Origin of the sequence: Brenneria tiliae, from assembly GCF_023347575.1 — a bacterium.
In the GTDB taxonomy this organism is placed as follows: Bacteria; Pseudomonadota; Gammaproteobacteria; order Enterobacterales; family Enterobacteriaceae; genus Brenneria; species Brenneria corticis.
The window spans coordinates 22124-38863 of the sequence record NZ_JAKPCB010000091.1 but is presented as its reverse complement, the minus strand read 5'-3'; the positions used below and the strand labels follow the sequence as shown (position 1 = coordinate 38863).

18 protein-coding genes and 1 riboswitch are annotated in these 16740 nt (G+C 60.8%); of the genes, 4 read left to right on the top strand and 14 right to left on the bottom strand.

Going from position 1 to position 16740, the window contains the following annotated elements:
* The 10 genes from MFP24_RS05600 to MFP24_RS05555 are packed head-to-tail and all read right to left on the bottom strand — an operon-like array spanning window position 1 to window position 8690.
* On the bottom strand, window positions 1-792 hold the full coding sequence (locus tag MFP24_RS05600) for a cobalt-precorrin-6A reductase (RefSeq protein ID WP_249229590.1): 792 nt from the start codon (window positions 790-792) through the stop codon (window positions 1-3).
* Window positions 789-1514, bottom strand: coding sequence for a precorrin-3B C(17)-methyltransferase (locus MFP24_RS05595; RefSeq protein WP_249229589.1), 726 nt, complete (start codon window positions 1512-1514; stop codon window positions 789-791). The genes MFP24_RS05600 and MFP24_RS05595 overlap by 4 nt, the downstream gene beginning before the upstream one ends.
* Window positions 1508-2578, bottom strand: a complete 1071-nt coding sequence (cbiG, locus tag MFP24_RS05590) for a cobalt-precorrin 5A hydrolase (RefSeq protein ID WP_249229588.1) — start codon at window positions 2576-2578, stop codon at window positions 1508-1510. Before cbiG ends, MFP24_RS05595 begins: the two co-directional genes overlap by 7 nt.
* Window positions 2559-3368, bottom strand: a complete 810-nt coding sequence (locus MFP24_RS05585; protein WP_249229587.1) for a cobalt-precorrin-4 methyltransferase — start codon at window positions 3366-3368, stop codon at window positions 2559-2561. The genes cbiG and MFP24_RS05585 overlap by 20 nt, the downstream gene beginning before the upstream one ends.
* Window positions 3361-3930, bottom strand: a complete 570-nt coding sequence (locus tag MFP24_RS05580) for a decarboxylating cobalt-precorrin-6B (C(15))-methyltransferase (protein ID WP_249229586.1) — start codon at window positions 3928-3930, stop codon at window positions 3361-3363. Before MFP24_RS05580 ends, MFP24_RS05585 begins: the two co-directional genes overlap by 8 nt.
* The gene (locus MFP24_RS05575; protein WP_249229585.1) at window positions 3920-4522 is read right to left on the bottom strand and encodes a cobalt-precorrin-7 (C(5))-methyltransferase; all 603 of its coding nucleotides are present in this window, start codon (window positions 4520-4522) and stop codon (window positions 3920-3922) included. The genes MFP24_RS05580 and MFP24_RS05575 overlap by 11 nt, the downstream gene beginning before the upstream one ends.
* Window positions 4519-5670, bottom strand: a complete 1152-nt coding sequence (gene cbiD, locus MFP24_RS05570) for a cobalt-precorrin-5B (C(1))-methyltransferase CbiD (protein ID WP_249229584.1) — start codon at window positions 5668-5670, stop codon at window positions 4519-4521. The genes MFP24_RS05575 and cbiD overlap by 4 nt, the downstream gene beginning before the upstream one ends.
* A complete protein-coding gene (locus MFP24_RS05565) occupies window positions 5667-6299 on the bottom strand; it encodes a cobalt-precorrin-8 methylmutase (RefSeq protein ID WP_249229583.1) in 633 nt (210 codons plus the stop codon). Before MFP24_RS05565 ends, cbiD begins: the two co-directional genes overlap by 4 nt.
* A 16-nt stretch (window positions 6300-6315) precedes the next feature.
* A complete protein-coding gene (gene cbiB, locus MFP24_RS05560) occupies window positions 6316-7281 on the bottom strand; it encodes an adenosylcobinamide-phosphate synthase CbiB (protein WP_249229582.1) in 966 nt (321 codons plus the stop codon).
* The gene (locus tag MFP24_RS05555; RefSeq protein WP_249229699.1) at window positions 7278-8690 is read right to left on the bottom strand and encodes a cobyrinic acid a,c-diamide synthase CobB; all 1413 of its coding nucleotides are present in this window, start codon (window positions 8688-8690) and stop codon (window positions 7278-7280) included. The genes cbiB and MFP24_RS05555 overlap by 4 nt, the downstream gene beginning before the upstream one ends.
* Before the next feature lie 132 nt (window positions 8691-8822).
* Window positions 8823-9000, bottom strand: a riboswitch (cobalamin riboswitch).
* A gap of 239 nt (window positions 9001-9239) precedes the next feature.
* Between MFP24_RS05555 and MFP24_RS05550 the strand changes: the two genes are divergently transcribed.
* From MFP24_RS05550 to MFP24_RS05540, 3 genes are all read left to right on the top strand, one after another.
* Window positions 9240-10298, top strand: a complete 1059-nt coding sequence (locus tag MFP24_RS05550; protein WP_249229581.1) for an NAD(P)-dependent alcohol dehydrogenase — start codon at window positions 9240-9242, stop codon at window positions 10296-10298.
* Window positions 10299-10397: 99 nt separating this feature from the next.
* Window positions 10398-11471, top strand: coding sequence for a threonine-phosphate decarboxylase CobD (cobD, locus tag MFP24_RS05545; RefSeq protein WP_249229580.1), 1074 nt, complete (start codon window positions 10398-10400; stop codon window positions 11469-11471).
* Window positions 11464-12324, top strand: coding sequence for a GHMP family kinase ATP-binding protein (locus tag MFP24_RS05540; RefSeq protein WP_249229579.1), 861 nt, complete (start codon window positions 11464-11466; stop codon window positions 12322-12324). The genes cobD and MFP24_RS05540 overlap by 8 nt, the downstream gene beginning before the upstream one ends.
* A gap of 148 nt (window positions 12325-12472) precedes the next feature.
* On the opposite strand, the gene MFP24_RS05535 is transcribed toward MFP24_RS05540, so the two are convergent.
* Window positions 12473-13387 carry a nucleotidyl transferase AbiEii/AbiGii toxin family protein gene (locus tag MFP24_RS05535; protein ID WP_249229578.1) on the bottom strand — a complete coding sequence of 305 codons (915 nt, stop codon included), beginning with the start codon at window positions 13385-13387 and terminating at the stop codon, window positions 12473-12475.
* Complete coding sequence (gene abiEi / locus MFP24_RS05530; RefSeq protein WP_249229577.1) at window positions 13380-13925, bottom strand: type IV toxin-antitoxin system AbiEi family antitoxin; 546 nt, start codon at window positions 13923-13925, stop codon at window positions 13380-13382. Before abiEi ends, MFP24_RS05535 begins: the two co-directional genes overlap by 8 nt.
* Window positions 13926-14108: 183 nt before the next feature.
* On the opposite strand from abiEi, the gene MFP24_RS23985 reads away from it, so the two are divergent.
* A complete protein-coding gene (locus MFP24_RS23985) occupies window positions 14109-14234 on the top strand; it encodes a hypothetical protein (protein ID WP_263458418.1) in 126 nt (41 codons plus the stop codon).
* Between the two features lie 228 nt (window positions 14235-14462).
* Here MFP24_RS23985 and MFP24_RS05525 read toward each other — a convergent pair whose 3' ends face one another.
* Window positions 14463-15107, bottom strand: coding sequence for a PRD domain-containing protein (locus MFP24_RS05525; protein WP_249229576.1), 645 nt, complete (start codon window positions 15105-15107; stop codon window positions 14463-14465).
* Window positions 15108-15227: 120 nt separating this feature from the next.
* Entirely contained in the window at window positions 15228-16634 is a 1407-nt protein-coding gene (gene gnd / locus MFP24_RS05520; RefSeq protein WP_249229575.1) for an NADP-dependent phosphogluconate dehydrogenase, read from the bottom strand.
* Window positions 16635-16740 lie beyond the last annotated feature (106 nt).

Sequence of the window (16740 nt, the reverse complement as noted above, 5' to 3'; positions counted from 1 at the left end):
CTATTTTCCTCGTTGTCTCTGCCAGTCGGCCAGCCGCCGGATAAACGCCTCCAGCGTGGCGACCTGTTCCTGCGCGTCCGCCGACGCCGCGGGACGGCGCACCACGATGCAGGGAATATTCAATGCCAGACAGGGCGCCGCCTTTTGCCGGTAGCCGCCCGGCGCGCCGGACTCTTTGGTGATCACCACGTCCGGCCGACAGTGTTGATACAGCGCCTGATTAAATTCGGCGCTGAACGGCCCGCACTGGGCGATAATCTGCTCCACGCCCAGCCCCAGCGCCTCGCACTGCGCCAGCACCGCCGCCGTCGGCAACACCCGCGCCAGCAGGTATTTTTCCGGCAGCCGCTGCCGCCAGGCCGCCAGTTCCTTGCTGCCGGTGGTCAGCAGTACGCGCGGCCCCAGCGAACGGGCGACGGCGCAGGCCGCGTCGAGGCTCTCCACCTTGTGCAGCAGCGGATGGTCGATGGCGTCGATGTCGCTGGGCCGCTGATAGCGGGTCAGCGGCAGAGATAAACGGCGACAGGCCGCCGCCACGTTGTGATGCAGCGCGTCGGCGTAGGGGTGCGAAGCGTCAATCACCCAGCGCACCCGCCGCGCGGCAAGGTAGTCCGTTATGGCGTCCGCATCCATCCGCCCGACCACCACCTCGCCCGCAATGTCGCCCGCCAGCTGTGCGCCCGTCGCCGTGGCGACGGAAAGCCGGTAGCGCTCGCCGGCGGCGTCCAGCGCCCGGCAAATCAGCCGGGCGTCGCTGGTGCCGCCGAAGATATGGATCGCCGGGCCGCTCACAGTTCATAGCCTCTGGGGGTGATCATCAGCCCGTCGCGGCAGTAGGTGGTTTTATTGCCGACGATCACCAGGCTGGTCATATCCACCGGCGTAAAGTCCATCGCGCCGAAGGTGGTGATCCACTTCTCTTCTTTCTTGCGTCCCGCCGCCTTGACCACCCCGACCGGCGTCTGCGCCGCCGTCCAGGGCGCCATCAGTTCGAACGCCCGCGCCAGATGCCCTTCGCGGCCGCGGCTGCGCGGGTTGTAGAAACAGATCACGAAGTCGGCCTGCGCCGCCGCGACGATGCGCTTTTCAATCACCGGCCACGGCGTCAGCAGATCGCTCAGGCTGATATGGCAGAAATCGTGCATCAGCGGCGCGCCCAGCAGCGACGCGGCGGCGATGCTGGCGGTGATGCCCGCCACCAGCCGCACCTCCAGATCGAGACGCTGCCGGCCGACCAGTTCCAGCACCAGCCCGGCCATGCCGTAAATACCGGCGTCGCCGCTGCTGATCAGCGCGACGTTGCGGCCTGACAGCGCCAGATCGATGGCCGTCTGACAGCGTTCGATCTCTTTGCACATGCCGGTTTTGATCACCTGCTTGTCGCCGGTCAGGCGTTTCACCAGATGGGTGTAGGTTTTGTATCCCACCACGATTTCCGCTTGCTGAATCGCCGCAATGGCCTCCTGCGTCATCATGGCTTCGCTGCCCGGCCCTATGCCGATTACGGTTAACATTGCGCTACTCCCAAAGCTATTCCTAAAGTAATGGTGACCCCCTGCTGACGCAGGGTAGGGCCAATCAGGTTGCCGCCGCTCATCAGCCAGGCCACCGGTTGCGAAACGCTGCCGACGCCCAGCGTGCGGCGCACAAATTCGGAGGCCGGAAAACGCCGTTCATGCGGACGCAGCGCATCGACGCCGAACAGCGTAAAAGGCACGCCGCGGCGCTGCGCCAGCTGCTGCAGCGCCGGTTCGTCCCGTTTAATATCGACGCTGCCGATGGCCCGCAGCGCCAGCGGATCAAGCCGGTTTTCCGCCAGCTGCCGCGACAGCAGTTCCTCCAGCGTTTGCAGCGCGGTGTTCCGCCGGCAGCCGATCCCCGCCACCACCCGGCGCGGCACCAGCTTGAAAACCGGCAGCGGCAGTTCAGGCAGCCGGTCGCGCAGGGTGACGCATACCAGCGCGTCCAGCGGCGGCAAAGCATCGAGACGCGCCGCCGGGATAAACCCGCGCACATCGCAGCGCGAGCGCTCGCCGAGCAGCGGCTCGTCCCACCACAGCCCGACGCGCTGCCCGCTGACCAGCATCTGGTTCACCGTTTTTACCGCCGCACGGAAATCCGCCAGTTCCGCCTCCAACTCCGCGGCCAGCGTATCCAGCGCCGCCAACTGGTTAACATCGGTGGCGGTGGTGATCACCGCATCGGCCCCCAGCAGATCCGCCAGACGGCGGGTCAGCGCGTTGGCGCCGCCGACGTGGCCGGAGAGCAGGCTGATAACGTGCTGCCCCCGTTCGTCGATCACCACCACCGCCGGGTCGCTCAGCTTGTCGTTTAACAGCGGCGCAATCGCCCGCACCGCGATGCCGGTCGCGCCGACCACCACCAGCGCGGCGTAGCGCTGAAAGGCGGCGCGCAGGGTGTCGGCGAAGCTGCCGTCAAAGGCGATAAATCCCGGCTCCAGCAGTTTTTCGCTGGTAAAGCAGGTCAGCGGCATATGCGCCCGGATGCGCCGGGCGAGACGTACGCCGCCGGGCGTCAGACAGAACAGCGCTATCGATTCAGGCCGGGCGGTATTCATGGCTAAACTCCGCGTCATAGAGGCGGGAAAAGTGGTACTCATCGCCGAGAAAGGCGCCCACCAGAATCAGCGCGGTTTTGCAGATGGCGGCGGCGCGCACCTGTCCGGCGATATCCGCCAGCGTGCCGCGCACCGTGCGGCTTTCCGGCCAGGTGGCCTTGTACACCACCGCCACCGGCGTGGTTGCCGGATAGCCGCCGGCGATCAGCCGTGCCGTCACCCCGTCGATATTCTGCACCGACAGGAAAATCGCCATCGAGGTTTGGTGCGCGGCGAACGCCTCCAGCTGTTCCAGCGGCGGCATCGGCGTGCGCCCCTCAATGCGGGTGATAATCAGACTCTGCGCCACCTGCGGCACGGTGTATTCCACCCCGAGCTGGGCGGCCGCCCCCAGAAACGCGCTGACGCCCGGCACCGAAACGAAGCCGATATCCTGTTGCGCCAGCGCCTCCCCCTGCTCGCGAATCGAACCATACAGCGAGAGATCGCCGGTTTGCAGCCGCACAACCAGCTTGCCGGCGCGCACGCCGTTCACCATCAGTTCGACGATTTCGCCCAGCGCCAGCGCGGCGCTGTCGTGGCATTCCGCCTGCGGCGAACAGTAGTCGAGCAATTCGGTATTAATCAGCGACCCGGCGTAGATCACCACGTCCGCCTGCTGCAACAGGCGATAGCCTTGCAGCGTAATCAATTCGCGGTCGCCGGGCCCGGCGCCCACGAACCACACCTTGCGGGCATCAAAGTTTTTGGCGTTGCTCACGTCAGGCGTGATTTCTGCCTGTTCAAGCATGGTTTGCCTCCTTGCGGCAAGAAATAAGATAGGTCGGGTTGGCCGGTTTAAAATAACGGCCGTCGCCCAGCGGCGTCAGCGCGGAAACCTGTAATTGCGTGCATTCCAGCGCGCTCACCGGCAGTTGCCCCAAATGCGCCAGCGCCTGATTGAGGTTATCCAGCAGGATAAAGGTCAGCACCAGACGGCCTCCGGGGCGCAGGTGCGCCAGCGCCCAGTCAATCAGCGCGGTGAGCCGGCCGCCGCTGCCGCCGATAAACACCGCGTCCGCCGTGACCTCCAGCGGCAGCGGCGCGTCGCCGGGGATAATCTCCACATTGCGGCAGCCGAAACGGCGGCAATTTTCCTCAATCAGCGCCAGCGCCGCCGCGTTGCGCTCAATCGCCGCGACCCGAAGCCGGGGAAAACGCCGCGCCGCCTCCAGCGCCACGCTGCCGGTTCCGGCGCCGACGTCAATCAGCAGCGCCGCCTCCTCCAGTTCCAGCCGTTCCAGCGCCAGTAAGCGCACCGGCTCTTTGGTCATCGGAACGCGCCGGCCGCGTAAAAATTCTTCATCTTTCATTGAGGATCACCACCACGTTCATGTCATAGCGTTGCGCCACCGCCTGCGGCTGCAGGCGGTGGATGCGCTCATCCGGCAGGGAGAGGTTCTCGCCGATAATCAGCGTGCGGACGAGCCGGCGTTGCAGGATGGCGTCGGCAATGGCGCGCGGCCCGATGCGTCCGTCGGTCACCATCGCCACCTTGTCATGCTGCAAAATCCAGTCGAAATCCGGCTCGCGGCCGTGGCTGCTGGTAAGGTAGAGATCGTTCATATCCAGCGCCGCGCGGGAACAGAGGTATTGCACCGCGCTGATGCCGGGCACCAGGCGCAGATCGGCCGCGGCGAAATGGGCGCACAGCAGCTTGCCGATGCCGTACAGCAGCGGATCGCCGGAGGCCAGCACCACCACCCGACGGTGCTTTTGCCCGTCGAGCCACGCCGCCAGCGCGGGCAGATCGGCGTCAAGCCGCCGGGTAACGCCGGCGAAAGCGGGAAACAGCGCCAGATGCCGGGCGCCGCCCACCAATACCTCGGCGCGCGCAATCTCCCGCTGCGCCTCCGGCGTCAGATGCGCCAGCGCGCCGGGCCCGATGCCCACCACCACGATCATCGCAGCGCCTCCAGAATGTCGGGCAGCGGGCGGTTGGTTCCCAACACGCTATTATCGAAAGCGAACAGCACGGCATCGACGCGCGGCGGCGAGGCGGAAAAACGCAGCATCTCGTCCACCCGCTGGCAAATCCGCTGCGCCAGACGCGGGTACACCGCCTGAAAGCCGCGCTCGGCGATCAGCTCCATCGCCGCCTCGGTGGTGTCGCACCGATTCACCGCCAGCAATAAATCATGCGGCGCGCCCATCAGGGCCAGATGGGCGATCAGAGTTTCCATGCGCCCGTCGGCGATATGGCTGTGGGTGTGAAAAATGCCGGCCGCTACCTTCACCAGCTTGCCGGGATGACCGATCAGCGTCACCTGGCGGAAGCCCAGCCGCACCGCTTCCTGCAACATGTAGCCGACAAAGTTGCTCATGGTCACCACCCGCTGCGCGTCGAGGCCCAGATGCTCGCGCACAAAGCGCTCGCCGTGGTTGCCGGGCACCAGAATGACCCGGTCCTCGCCGGCGGCGCGCTTCATTTCCAGCTCCAGCGCCAGCGAACGCTTCCAGCTCTCTTCCGACATCGGCGTGACGATACCGGTGGTGCCGATAATGGAAATGCCGCCGAGGATCCCCAGCCGCGCGTTATAGGTTTTTTTGGCCCGCTCTTCGCCTTCCGGGGCGAAAATCTCTACTTCCGCGCCGCGCGCCGGGCCGATCGCCTCGCGGACGCCGGCTTCGATGGTTTGCAGCGGGGTGCGGTTGATCGCCGGGCCGCCCACCGGGAGGCCGATGCCTTTGCGGGTCACGGTGCCGACGCCTGCGCCGCCGCGGATACGGATGTCGGCGTGCTCGCGCAGGGTCACCCGGGCAAAGATCAGCATGCCGTGGGTGGCGTCCACGTCGTCGCCGCCGTCCTTGCGGATCGCCGCCGTGGCGCATTGGCCTTCAATCAGCGGCTGCTCCACGTTGAGATAGAGCGTGACGCCGGAGGGGGTGACGATGGAGATCTGATCGATCACCTGCTGGCGCAGCGCCATCAGCGCCGCCACTTTCGCCGCGGCGGTGGCGCAGGAGCCGGTGGTGTAGCCTTTGCGGTACTGCCTGCCCTTGTGCCACACCGTATCCAGCTGCGCGCCGGAATTTTGCGGATGGTTTTTCACAGCGTCTCCCGGATAGGGTACAAAATGGCGTTGACGATCGCCGCCGCCACGTTGCTGCCCCCTTTGCGTCCCGCCGCGGCGATGCACGGCAGCCCGCTGCGCATCAGCGCTTCTTTCGACTCCGCCGCGCCGACGAATCCCACCGGCACGCCAATTACCGCCAGCGGCGACGCCTGGCGCTCCAGTAAGCGGAACAGCGCGGTCGGCGCGTTGCCGAAGACGAACAGCTTGTCGCCCGGCTCATCCAGCGCGATATCCACCGCCGCCATCGAGCGGGTGATGGTTTCCGCCTGCGCCCGCGCCACCACCCGGGGATCGCTGATAAAGCAGCGGCATTCGCAGCCCAGTCGCGCCAGCAGGGTTTTATTGATCCCCGACAGCGCCATGGTGGTATCGGTATAGAGCACGCAGCCGGCGCGCAGGCCGTCGGCGATGCGCGTCAGCACCTGCGGCGTAAACCACAGCACGTCCAGCCAGTCGAAATCCGCGGTGGTGTGGATCACCCGTTTGATCACCGCTTCCTGCGCCGCATCGGCGAAACGGTAGTCCGGACGCTCGCGGGCGATAATGTCGCCGATGATCGCCATGCTTTGCTGCTCAATCTGTTGCGGATGCCGCAGGTAAGTCATAAGCCGGTTCCTTGTTCTATGCCGTCCATGCGGCCGCCAGCAGAAGATGGACGCCGCTAAACAGCAGCAGCGCCAGCAACGAGGCGACCTGCATCAGCCGGATGCTGCGCGGGATATCATCCGGCGCGATCTCCCGGCGCGCATCGCCTATCCAGGGTTTCTCCACCCGCGCGCCGAAATAGTTATTGGGGCCGCCCAGCCGCACGCCCAGCGCTCCGGCCACGGTGGCTTCCGGCCAGGCGCAGTTGGGGCTGGCGTGCTGACGGCGATCGCGCCAGCCGATGCGCCACGCCTGGCGATAGTCGGCGCGCAGCAGCCAGGCGGCCACGCTCAGCAGCGGCCAGCTCAGCCGCGCCGGCAGCAGATTGGCCAGGTCGTCCATCCGGGCGGATACGTAGCCGATGGCGCGGTATTGGGCGTTTTTGTAGCCCACCATGGAGTCGAGGGTATTCACCGCCTTGTAGGCCATCGCCAGCGGCGCGCCGCCGAGCAGCAGGTAAAACAGCGGCGCGATCACTCCATCGACGCTGTTCTCCGCCACGGTTTCCACCGCGGCGCGGGTTATCTGCGGTTTTTCGAGCCGTGCGGTATCCCGCCCGACGATCCACGACAGCCGGCGGCGGCTTTCTTCCAGCGTGCCGTGGCGCAACGCCCCGTGCACCGCCAGCGCGGCGTCGCTCAGGCAGCGACCGGCCAGCAGGGTGTAAATCATCCACACCTGCGCCAGCCAGCCGAGCCACGGATGGAGCGCCGTCAGCAGCGCCAACACGCCCCAGCTCAGCGCGCCGGTCGTCCCTACCACCGCCAGCCACAGCACGCCGCCGCCGATCCTCAGCGCCCGTTCGCTGCGACAGCGGGCGCGAATGCCGCGATGCAGCCAGGAAATCAGCCGGCCGATCCAGCGCACCGGGTGCGGCCAATGGGGCGGGTCTCCCAGCCAGCAGTCGAGTAAAAAGGCGCAAAACCAGGCGCTCAGCGTCATAGCAGGCTCCTGGCGCGACCAAGCCAGCGGTTCAGCAATCCCGGCCGCTGGGCGAAATGCAGATGCAGATAGCTGGCGCAGGTCTGCTCGAGCTGGTAGCCGCCCTGCCACTGCTGGATCACCGCGCCGTCGCGCCATTTGACGCAGTCGAACGCCGGCGGCAGCGCGGTGGAAAAATCGGAGTAATGGAACTCGTGGCCGCGCAGCACCTCGCCGCGGGCGGCCAATAAGGTGTCGCGGCCGGCCTGCGCCTGGCAGTAGCCGAAGCGGGTAAGGCGTTTTCCCATGCGGCTTACGCCGGGCAGAATGCCCGCCATCGCGTGCCGCCGGCCGTCGGCGTCGATCAGTTCGTCGCCCAGATACATCAGTCCGCCGCACTCGGCGTACAGCGGGATCCGCATGCGGTGGGCATTCCGCAGGGCGGCATGCATCGGGGTATTGGCGGCCAGCCGCGCGGCGTGGATCTCCGGATAACCGCCGCCGATATAGATCATCTGGCAATCCGGGAGTTGGCGGTCGTGCAGCGGGCTAAAACGGCGCAGACGCACCCCGGCCTGCTCCAGCAGGTCGAGATTATCCTGATAGTAGAAGTTGAAGGCTTCGTCGTCCGCCAGCGCCAGCGTCAGACCGTCCGCCAACGCGGGGTCCGGCAACGCCGGCGGCTCCCCCGCCGGCAGGGCGGCGACGGCGCACAGCGCCAGCAGGCGGTCGAGATCGATGGTCTGCTCCACCTGCCGGGCCAGACGTTGCCAGCGCAGGTCGTCATGGGTCTGTTCCCGGGCGGGAATAAGGCCGAGGTGGCGGGACGGCAGCGCCACCTCCTCCATCACCGGCAGGCGGCCCAGCACCGGAATGGCGCAGTAGCGCTCGATGGCATGGCGCAGCAGCTCATAGTGCCCCGCCGAGTTAACGCGGTTAACAATCACGCCGGCGATATTCAGCGCCGGATCGAAACGGCAAAAGCCCATCACGGTGGCCGCCACCGAGGTGGACACCGCCTTGCCGTCCACCAGCAAAATCACCGGACAGCCCAGCTGTTTCGCCATCGCCGCGCTGCTGCAATAGTCGGGATCGGTGCCGTAGCCGTCGTACAGCCCCATCACCCCTTCGATTATCGCCACGTCCGCGCGGCGGATATGCTGCTTATACAGGCCGTTCAGCGTTGCCGCGGGGAGCATAAAGGCGTCAAGGTTGCGCGAAGTCACCCCGCACACGGCGCTGTGCCAGCCGCTGTCCAGATAGTCCGGCCCGATTTTAAACGGCTGTACGGCTAATCCGCGTTGCATCAGCGCCCGCAGGATCCCCAGCGTCACGGTGGTTTTGCCGCAGCCGCTGCCGGTGCCGGCAATAACAAACGCTTTTTTACCCGGCCCTTGGCTACCTGGCCCTTGTTTATCTGAACATGGCATATAAATCCCGACGTGCCGGCCGGGAAATACGCTGTCAACGGGACACGCGAACACGGCGCCGCCGCCGCGCGTATCGGATGACAACTCATTTCCCGCCGAAAGAGTTGAATCGCCGTTAACGCCGGTCGCTGCGGGCGTTATCGTCAGGTCGGTCTTCTGGCTCTGCGTCATCCTCCCCCGTTCCTTCCCGATCGTTCGATCAGTGGTATTAACGGGTTCGTCGGCATCACAGCAGCGGGGGCTGCGGAGGATTTACACCTCCTTCCCGGTCGTAATGGGTTATCATTGAACTAACTGGCGACGCGGCGGGTCCAATACCACAACTCCGGCGCGTCAACGGCTCTGATGCCCATCGCGACATTTACCTGACGGCGATAACTGTATTTTTGCTGTTTATCTTACTATTTAATACGTTACTCACTCAGTTCGGGCGCGAAAGCGCTTGCTGACCCGGCTGTTGGCTAAATTACGTGAATCATTAGCGCCAGATCATACTGAGTTTTCAATTCGATCTCTTGATGTGGTGCAAAAACAAAGAGGAAAATTGCAATGCAAAATATACGTGGCTTTGCTGCTCTCGACGCGAGCAGCCCGTTAGTTCCCCATCAGTTCGTGCGCCGCGATCCGCGGGACAACGATGTAACGATCGATATCGTCTACTGCGGCGTGTGCCATTCCGACATTCATATGGCGCGCAACGAGTGGAAAAACAGCCTGTATCCGGTGGTGCCCGGCCATGAAATCGTCGGCAAGGTGGTCAGCGTCGGCAAGCTGGTGGAAAACTTCAAAGAAGGCGACTGGGTGGGCGTCGGCTGTATGGTGGACTCCTGTCAAAGCTGCGACGCCTGTGACGACGGGCTGGAACAGTACTGCGTTGAAGGGCCGACCGGCACTTACGGCGGCGTCGATCGCCACGACGGCCTGCCGACCTTCGGCGGCTACTCGGAACGGATTGTGGTGTCCGACAAGTTCGTGCTCCGCATGTCCGACAAGCTGGATATGAAATCCGCCGCGCCGCTGCTGTGCGCCGGCATCACCACCTACTCGCCGCTGAAGCACTGGAACGTCGGGCCGGGGGACAAGGTGGCGGTCGTCGGTCTCGGCGGTCTGGGTCATATGGGGCTGAAGTTCGCCAAAGCGATGGGCGCGGACGTCACGCTATTCACCCGCTCGCCGGGCAAAGAGCAGGAAGCGCGCCGTCTGGGGGCCGACCACGTGGTGATCTCCACCGATGAGGCGCAGTTAAAAGAGGTCGCCAACCGCTTCGATATTATTCTGGATACGGTGCCGATGCAGCACGACCTTAACCCCTACCTGAGCACGCTGAAACGCGACGGGACGCTGATCCTGGTGGGTCTGATTGAACCCATTGAGCCGACGGTGCACAGCGGCGCGCTGGTGATGGCACGTAAGTCGATTGCCGGTTCGCTGATCGGCGGGATTGCGGAAACGCAGGAAATGCTGGACTTCTGCGCCGAGCACGGCATTACCTGCGACGTTGAAATGATCGATATACAGTCCATCAACACCGCCTATGAGCGTATGTTGAAAAGCGAAGTGCACTACCGCTTCGTTATCGATATCGCGTCGTTGAAAGCCAGCTTTTAACCCCTCGCCCGCCGCTCCGGCGCCGCGGGCAACCTAGCCGCCATTCCGTCGCTTATGGTACGCTGACATCCATAGTTATTGCAGGGATATCAGAGCGTAATGAGCGAACATGGCGGCAATGTGCTGGAGATGGCGTTAAAAACCGGCCTGGATGCCGGCGAGATTATTGACTTCAGCGCCAATATCAATCCGTTGGGGATGCCCGACACGCTGAAGGCCGCGATTGTCAGCCAGCTTGAGCGCGCCGAACGTTATCCCGACGTGGCGTATCGGGCGCTTCACGCGGCGCTGGCCCGCGCTCACGGCTGCGCCGCCGACAATATTATCGCCGGAAACGGCGCCACCGAACTGATTTATGCCGTAGTGCAATACCTGCGCCCGCGGCGGGCGTTACTGTTGACGCCGGGATTTGCGGAATATCGGCGCGCCTTGCAGCGCGTCGGCTGTGAGATTGACGACTACGCCATGGATGAAGCCGACGGTTTTCAACCCGACGCCCGTCTGCTGAGCGCGCTGGACAACGTCCGCTACGACTGCCTGTTTATCGCCACGCCGAATAACCCCACCGGACTAATGCCGGACGCCGGGCTGCTACAGGCCGTTGCCGAACGCTGCCGGCTGCGCCGTACCGCCTTGATTATCGATGAGGCCTTTATCGACTTTCTGCCGCGGGAGGCGGGCTTTATCCCGCAATTATCCGCCTTCCCCCACCTGTATATCCTGCGTTCGCTGACCAAATTTTTCGCCATTCCCGGCCTGCGCCTCGGCTATCTGGCGAGCGGCGACCGGGCGGCCGTTGCGGCCATGAAGCAATCGCGGGAGCCGTGGACCATCAACGCCTTCGCCGCGCTGGCGGGAGAGACAGTGCTGGACGACGCGCCCTATATCGCCGCCACCCGCCGCTGGCTGGCGCAGCAGCAGGCGTGGCTTTACCGGGAGCTGGCCGCCATGCCCGAGCTGCAGGTCTGGCGACCGACGGCCAACTATATTTTTCTGCGCTGCCTGCGCGCCCAGACCGATCTGCAACAGGCGTTGCTGGAACAGCGTATTCTTATCCGCTCCTGCGCCAACTATCCGGGGCTGACCGCCGACCATTACCGGGTGGCCGTTAAAAGCGCCGCCGATAACCGGCGGCTGGTCGCCGCGCTGCGCCGGATATTCGCGGATGGCTGAAGCGCGCTGCCCGGCGTCCTGCGGCGAACTGCTCCAGGGGTGGATCCTCGGCGGCGAAAAGCTGATCTCCTGCCCGGTAGAGTGGTTCAGCGAAGTCGCGGTAACGGACGGCGCCCCCGGATTAACCGAGCGCCCGCGCATGCGCCGCATGCTGCAAGCGGTGCTCGCGCACTTCGGCCTGCCCGCGGAGGGCGGGCGCGGCCTGCATATTGATTTTTCCTCCACCATCCCCGTCGCCAAAGGCATGGCCAGCAGCACGGCGGATCTGGCCGCCACCGCGCTGGCAACCGCCCGCCATATCGGACAAACGCTGGATGAAGCCGAAATTGCCGCGCTCTGCGTTCGGCTGGAACCGACCGACAGCACCCTGTTTCGCCAGTTGACGCTGTTCGATCATCAAACCGCCGCCACGGCGATTTCCTGTGACTGGCAGCCGCGGATGGATATTTTGCTGCTGGAAAGCCCGCTGACCCTCAACACCCTTGACTTTCACCGCCGCGATCGCCGGCAGGCGTTGCTGGACGATGCCGACGCGCTGGAGCGCGCCTGGCGGCGGTTCCGCCGCGCGGTTGAACAGCGGGATCCCCACAGGCTGGGAGAAGCCTGCGTCATCAGCGCCGGCGCCAGTCAGCGGACGTTGCCCAAACCCGCCTTTGGCGATCTATTGGATCTGGTCGAAGCCAGCGGTATTTACGGTTTAAACGTGGCGCACAGCGGCAGCGTGGTGGGATTGTTGCTCGACGGCCGCTATCACGACGTGGAGAAACTGCGCTGGCAGCTGCGTCAGCGGGGTATTACGCGGCACTACCCCGTTCAGCATCTGTTATCGATGGTTGCCGGCGGCGTGCGGTGATGGGCGGCGTCGGGGAGAGACCATAAATATTCCCGGCGTCCCCAGCGAATACCACCACCGCCATCTCCACGGTAGTCCGGAATCTGCATCTGATGGCAGAAAGGTCTACATAAAATTATCTTTTCTGATAATTTTATGTAGACCTTTATTAAAGTTTGAAAATATCTTTATCAGATTTAACGTCATTACCAGAAATATAGGATTCAAGTTGCCTGACTGCCTGCATAATCACGTCTTGTACCTGCCGCCGGGCAGACGGCCAAAAAGCGGGATGATTCAGTACCGGGGTCAGTTCCGCCGTCGCGAAACGACTCATCTCCTGCCGCCATTTATCCCCGATTTCAGTAAGCTCCAACAGTTCGCAATAGGCAGAGAGCCTGTCAACAAAGCTTTTCATATCAATATGATAGTCATCTACCTTTTGAATGACATGCTGAATATCGAACGTAATTTGTCTGTCGCTAAGAAATTTAATGTCAAATAAATCACGCGCCTTAAAATAAGTCCGATTCCCGGCGGCGATAATCTTATCGGCAAAAATTTCTTCCGCCGACTCAACGAGTACCATTGTTCTTGATGATTTTTCCGCATCAAAAGCGGGCTCGATAAATCTTAATGTTTTAGTGATGGCATTCACACAGGCAAATTCGATTTTGATCCTTTGCTGGGGCTCATCGCGTTTTTCTGGCTGTGTAGTAACGGCCAGTTGCCAGGTATCTACCGCAACGCCATCCATTCCCCGTAATTTAGGTTCCTTTACCGTACAGGGCAATTGATACCGATGTTCAATATATCGCTGTAACTCTGCTGATAAACCTTTTACCCGGTCGGGATTAAAATCATGACCGGCAGCAAAATCGAGATCCTCAGAGAAACGACGCCCGCCATACACCAGACGCAGGGCTGTTCCTCCCTGGAAAGTAATCCCTTTTTCAAAGGCTTTCAGCTTATTGAGCACATTTATAATATCATAATGCAAAAGTTCCTTAATCACCGCTCCCAACGAAGAAGGGTTGTGCTCCGCATATGTTCTAGCCTTTGCCAATAATATATTATTATCCATGCTCATATTTTTCCTGTCGAATTTCAACCAGGTCAAGATTTCTGCCTACCACTTTTAAATCACGCAGAGCCGTTTCTTCTGTGGCAAAAAGTATATTTCTTTCCTGCGAAAAAAAAGTGGCGCTCAAAATGGCAGGAGGCGTTCTCTTGGTATGGATAAACTCAATATTTCCCCAGGGAGTAAGAAAAAAACCTGAACGCCCTGTCGTCATTAAAGTCAGTAATCCTATCGGCACCTGAGAAATACGTCCATATTCCGACAATGCAGACTCCAGAGAAATATAGTTCATCTCATACGCACGTAACTTTTGTGCAATAGCCTCCAAAACATAAAAGGGTCGCGAGCGCGCATCACCATTGGCATACACTCCTTTGGAAATACGAATCAATACCCCCGTTGCAACATGCCTATGCAATGAAAGCCGTAACTGGGAACGCGTTTCGTTGGGAAACATAAGCGCGAGTTCATTAATCGTGAAAAGCCACTCGCCATGTTTATCCCATTGCTGCAATACCGTACGAAGTTCCTGCTGTGTCATCCCGCACCTTTTAATTTCTGCTATGCGCCCACTGATATCATAGATAACACAACCTATATGGTCTACATAAAATTATCTTTTTTGATAATTTTATGTAGACCATATGGAGATTCAGATAAAGAAATGGATTTTTTAGTGAAAAAACGCCGGATAACGATATCGTTATCCGGCGTTTTACGTTATGTGCAACAGAAATTAACGCGGGCCTGGGCCACCGTGCACGTCCTGGAAGCCGCCGTGCGGACCGCCGCCGCCACCTCCGCCATGACCGCCACCGCCGCCCGGAGGCGGAAACAGGCAACCGCTTAATGCGGTAATCAAAGCAACAACCCCGATGATTTTAAAAATACGACTCATATTTACCTCTGTTTTATTGTGACTTCACCAGGCGAATCATAGGAGGCCGCCAATAAGCGGGCAATGCGGAATCTTCCTGAAAAGAAGCAAATAAACAGTTGGTTACATTCGCCTACTTATTCCTGTCACGATTCGGACGGCTTACTGATAAAACGGGGAAACCGCGCCGGCGGGCAGCGGCTATGGGTGCTTTTGCAGGCGGTTGATATGGATGGTCAGGAACATGATTTCATCGGTAGTCAGCTGGCAGTGATAGTTTTTCTCCACATAGTCATACACTTTCAGCGCACAGGAGAAGGCCTGCGGCATCAGTTCCTTAATGCCCTGATAAATACCGTCGTCGCCGTGACTCACGGTATTACGATTCAACAAGCGTAAGGCAAAAAACTTGAGATGCGTGATAAGACGATGATAATCCAGTGAGTTTTCATCAAATTTAATATGCGGATCGTATTTCAGAATCGTCAGGATATCTTTAATAATGCCGGCGCTTTGCATGGTGCTGTGCATATCGCTGTTATTCCGGGCGTTGGCTAAATGCAGAGCGATAAAACCCGCCTCATCTTCCGGCAGGTCGATATCCAGCCTGGAGCGAATTAACGATAACGCCTCCAGCCCCACCGCATATTCGCTGCCGTAGAACTGCTTTATATCCCACAGCAGGGCGTTTTTAATAGTCTGCCCCTTTTTATGGCGCTGAACGGCAAAATTAATATGATCGCTTAATGCCAGAAACAGGGTTTCCTGCACGTCCAGCCGCAGCGTGTTTTGCGCCAGGGTAATGATTTGCTGGGTTACCGCTAAACAGGCGGTGCCGCACCCCATCAAATGCGGGTCCCTGCCTACTACCGCAGGGACGACGGTGAAGAGGCAGGGACGACGGTGAAAAGGCAGAGACGACGCTAAAAAGCCAGGGACGCGGAAAGACGGGAACGAAGATCGAGGTTATTCCAGCCACTCGGTGTGGAATACGCCTTCTTTATCGGTACGCTTATAGGTATGCGCGCCAAAGTAGTCGCGCTGGGCCTGAATCAGGTTGGCGGGCAATACCGCGGAACGGTAGCTGTCGTAATAGGCGATAGCCGCCGAGAAGGTCGGGGTGGGAATGCCCGCCTGAACGGCATAAGACACCACGTCACGCAGCGCCTGCTGGTATTCGTCCGCCACCTGCTTGAAATACGGCGCCAGCAGCAGGTTGGCGATATCCGCGTTCTGCTGGTAGGCGTCGGTGATTTTCTGCAGGAACTGGGCGCGAATAATACAGCCGGCGCGGAAAATCCTGGCAATCTCGCCGTAGTTGAGATGCCAGTCGTTTTCTTCCGACGCGGCTTTCAGCTGCGAGAAACCCTGCGCGTAAGAGACGATTTTACCCAGATACAGCGCACGACGAACTTTTTCCACGAATTCGGCCTTGTCGCCGTCGAACGGTTTGGCCGCCGGACCGGTCAGCACTTTGGACGCCGCCACGCGCTGATCTTTCAGGAAAGAGAGGTAGCGGGCAAACACCGATTCGGTGATCAAAGAGAGCGGTTCGCCCAGGTCCAGCGAGCTTTGGCTGGTCCATTTACCGGTGCCTTTATTCGCCGCCTCATCCAGAATAACGTCAACCAGATAGTTACCGTCTTCATCTTTTTTGGTGAAGATATCGGCGGTAATTTCGATCAGATAGCTGCTCAGCTCGCCTTTATTCCACTCGGAGAACGTGGCGGCCAGCGCTTCATTGTCCAGATTCAGCGCCTGCTTCAACAGCGCATAGGCTTCGGCAATCAGCTGCATATCGCCGTATTCGATACCGTTGTGCACCATTTTCACATAGTGACCCGCGCCGTCGGCGCCGATATAGGCCACACAGGCTTCGCCTTCGGCGCGCGCGGCGATTTTTTCCAGAATCGGCGCCACCAGCTCATAGGCTTCCTTCTGCCCGCCCGGCATGATGGAAGGCCCTTTCAGCGCGCCCTCTTCACCGCCGGAAACGCCGGTGCCGATGAAATTAAACCCTTCGGCGGACAGCTCGCGATTGCGGCGAATGGTGTCTTTATAGAAGGTGTTGCCGCCGTCGATCAGGATATCGCCTTTCTCCAGATAGGGTTTCAGCGACTCGATGGTTTTATCGGTCGCCTCTCCGGCTTTAACCATCAGCAGAATACGGCGCGGCTTTTCCAGGGATGCAACGAACTCTTGAAAGGTGTAATAAGGCACCAGTTTTTTACCCGGATTTTCGGTAACGACTTCGTCAGTTTTATCGGCCGAGCGGTTAAAAATAGAAACGGTATAACCACGGCTTTCGATATTCAGCGCCAGATTACGCCCCATCACCGCCATACCGACAACGCCAATTTGCTGTTTGGACATTAAAGCAACTCCCGTCTGAAAGGTAACCTGCCTGCCGCGATCATCATCACCGCAGGCAATTAAAAGCAGGCCAACATGGTAACTCAGCTTGCGGCGGGTGAATAGT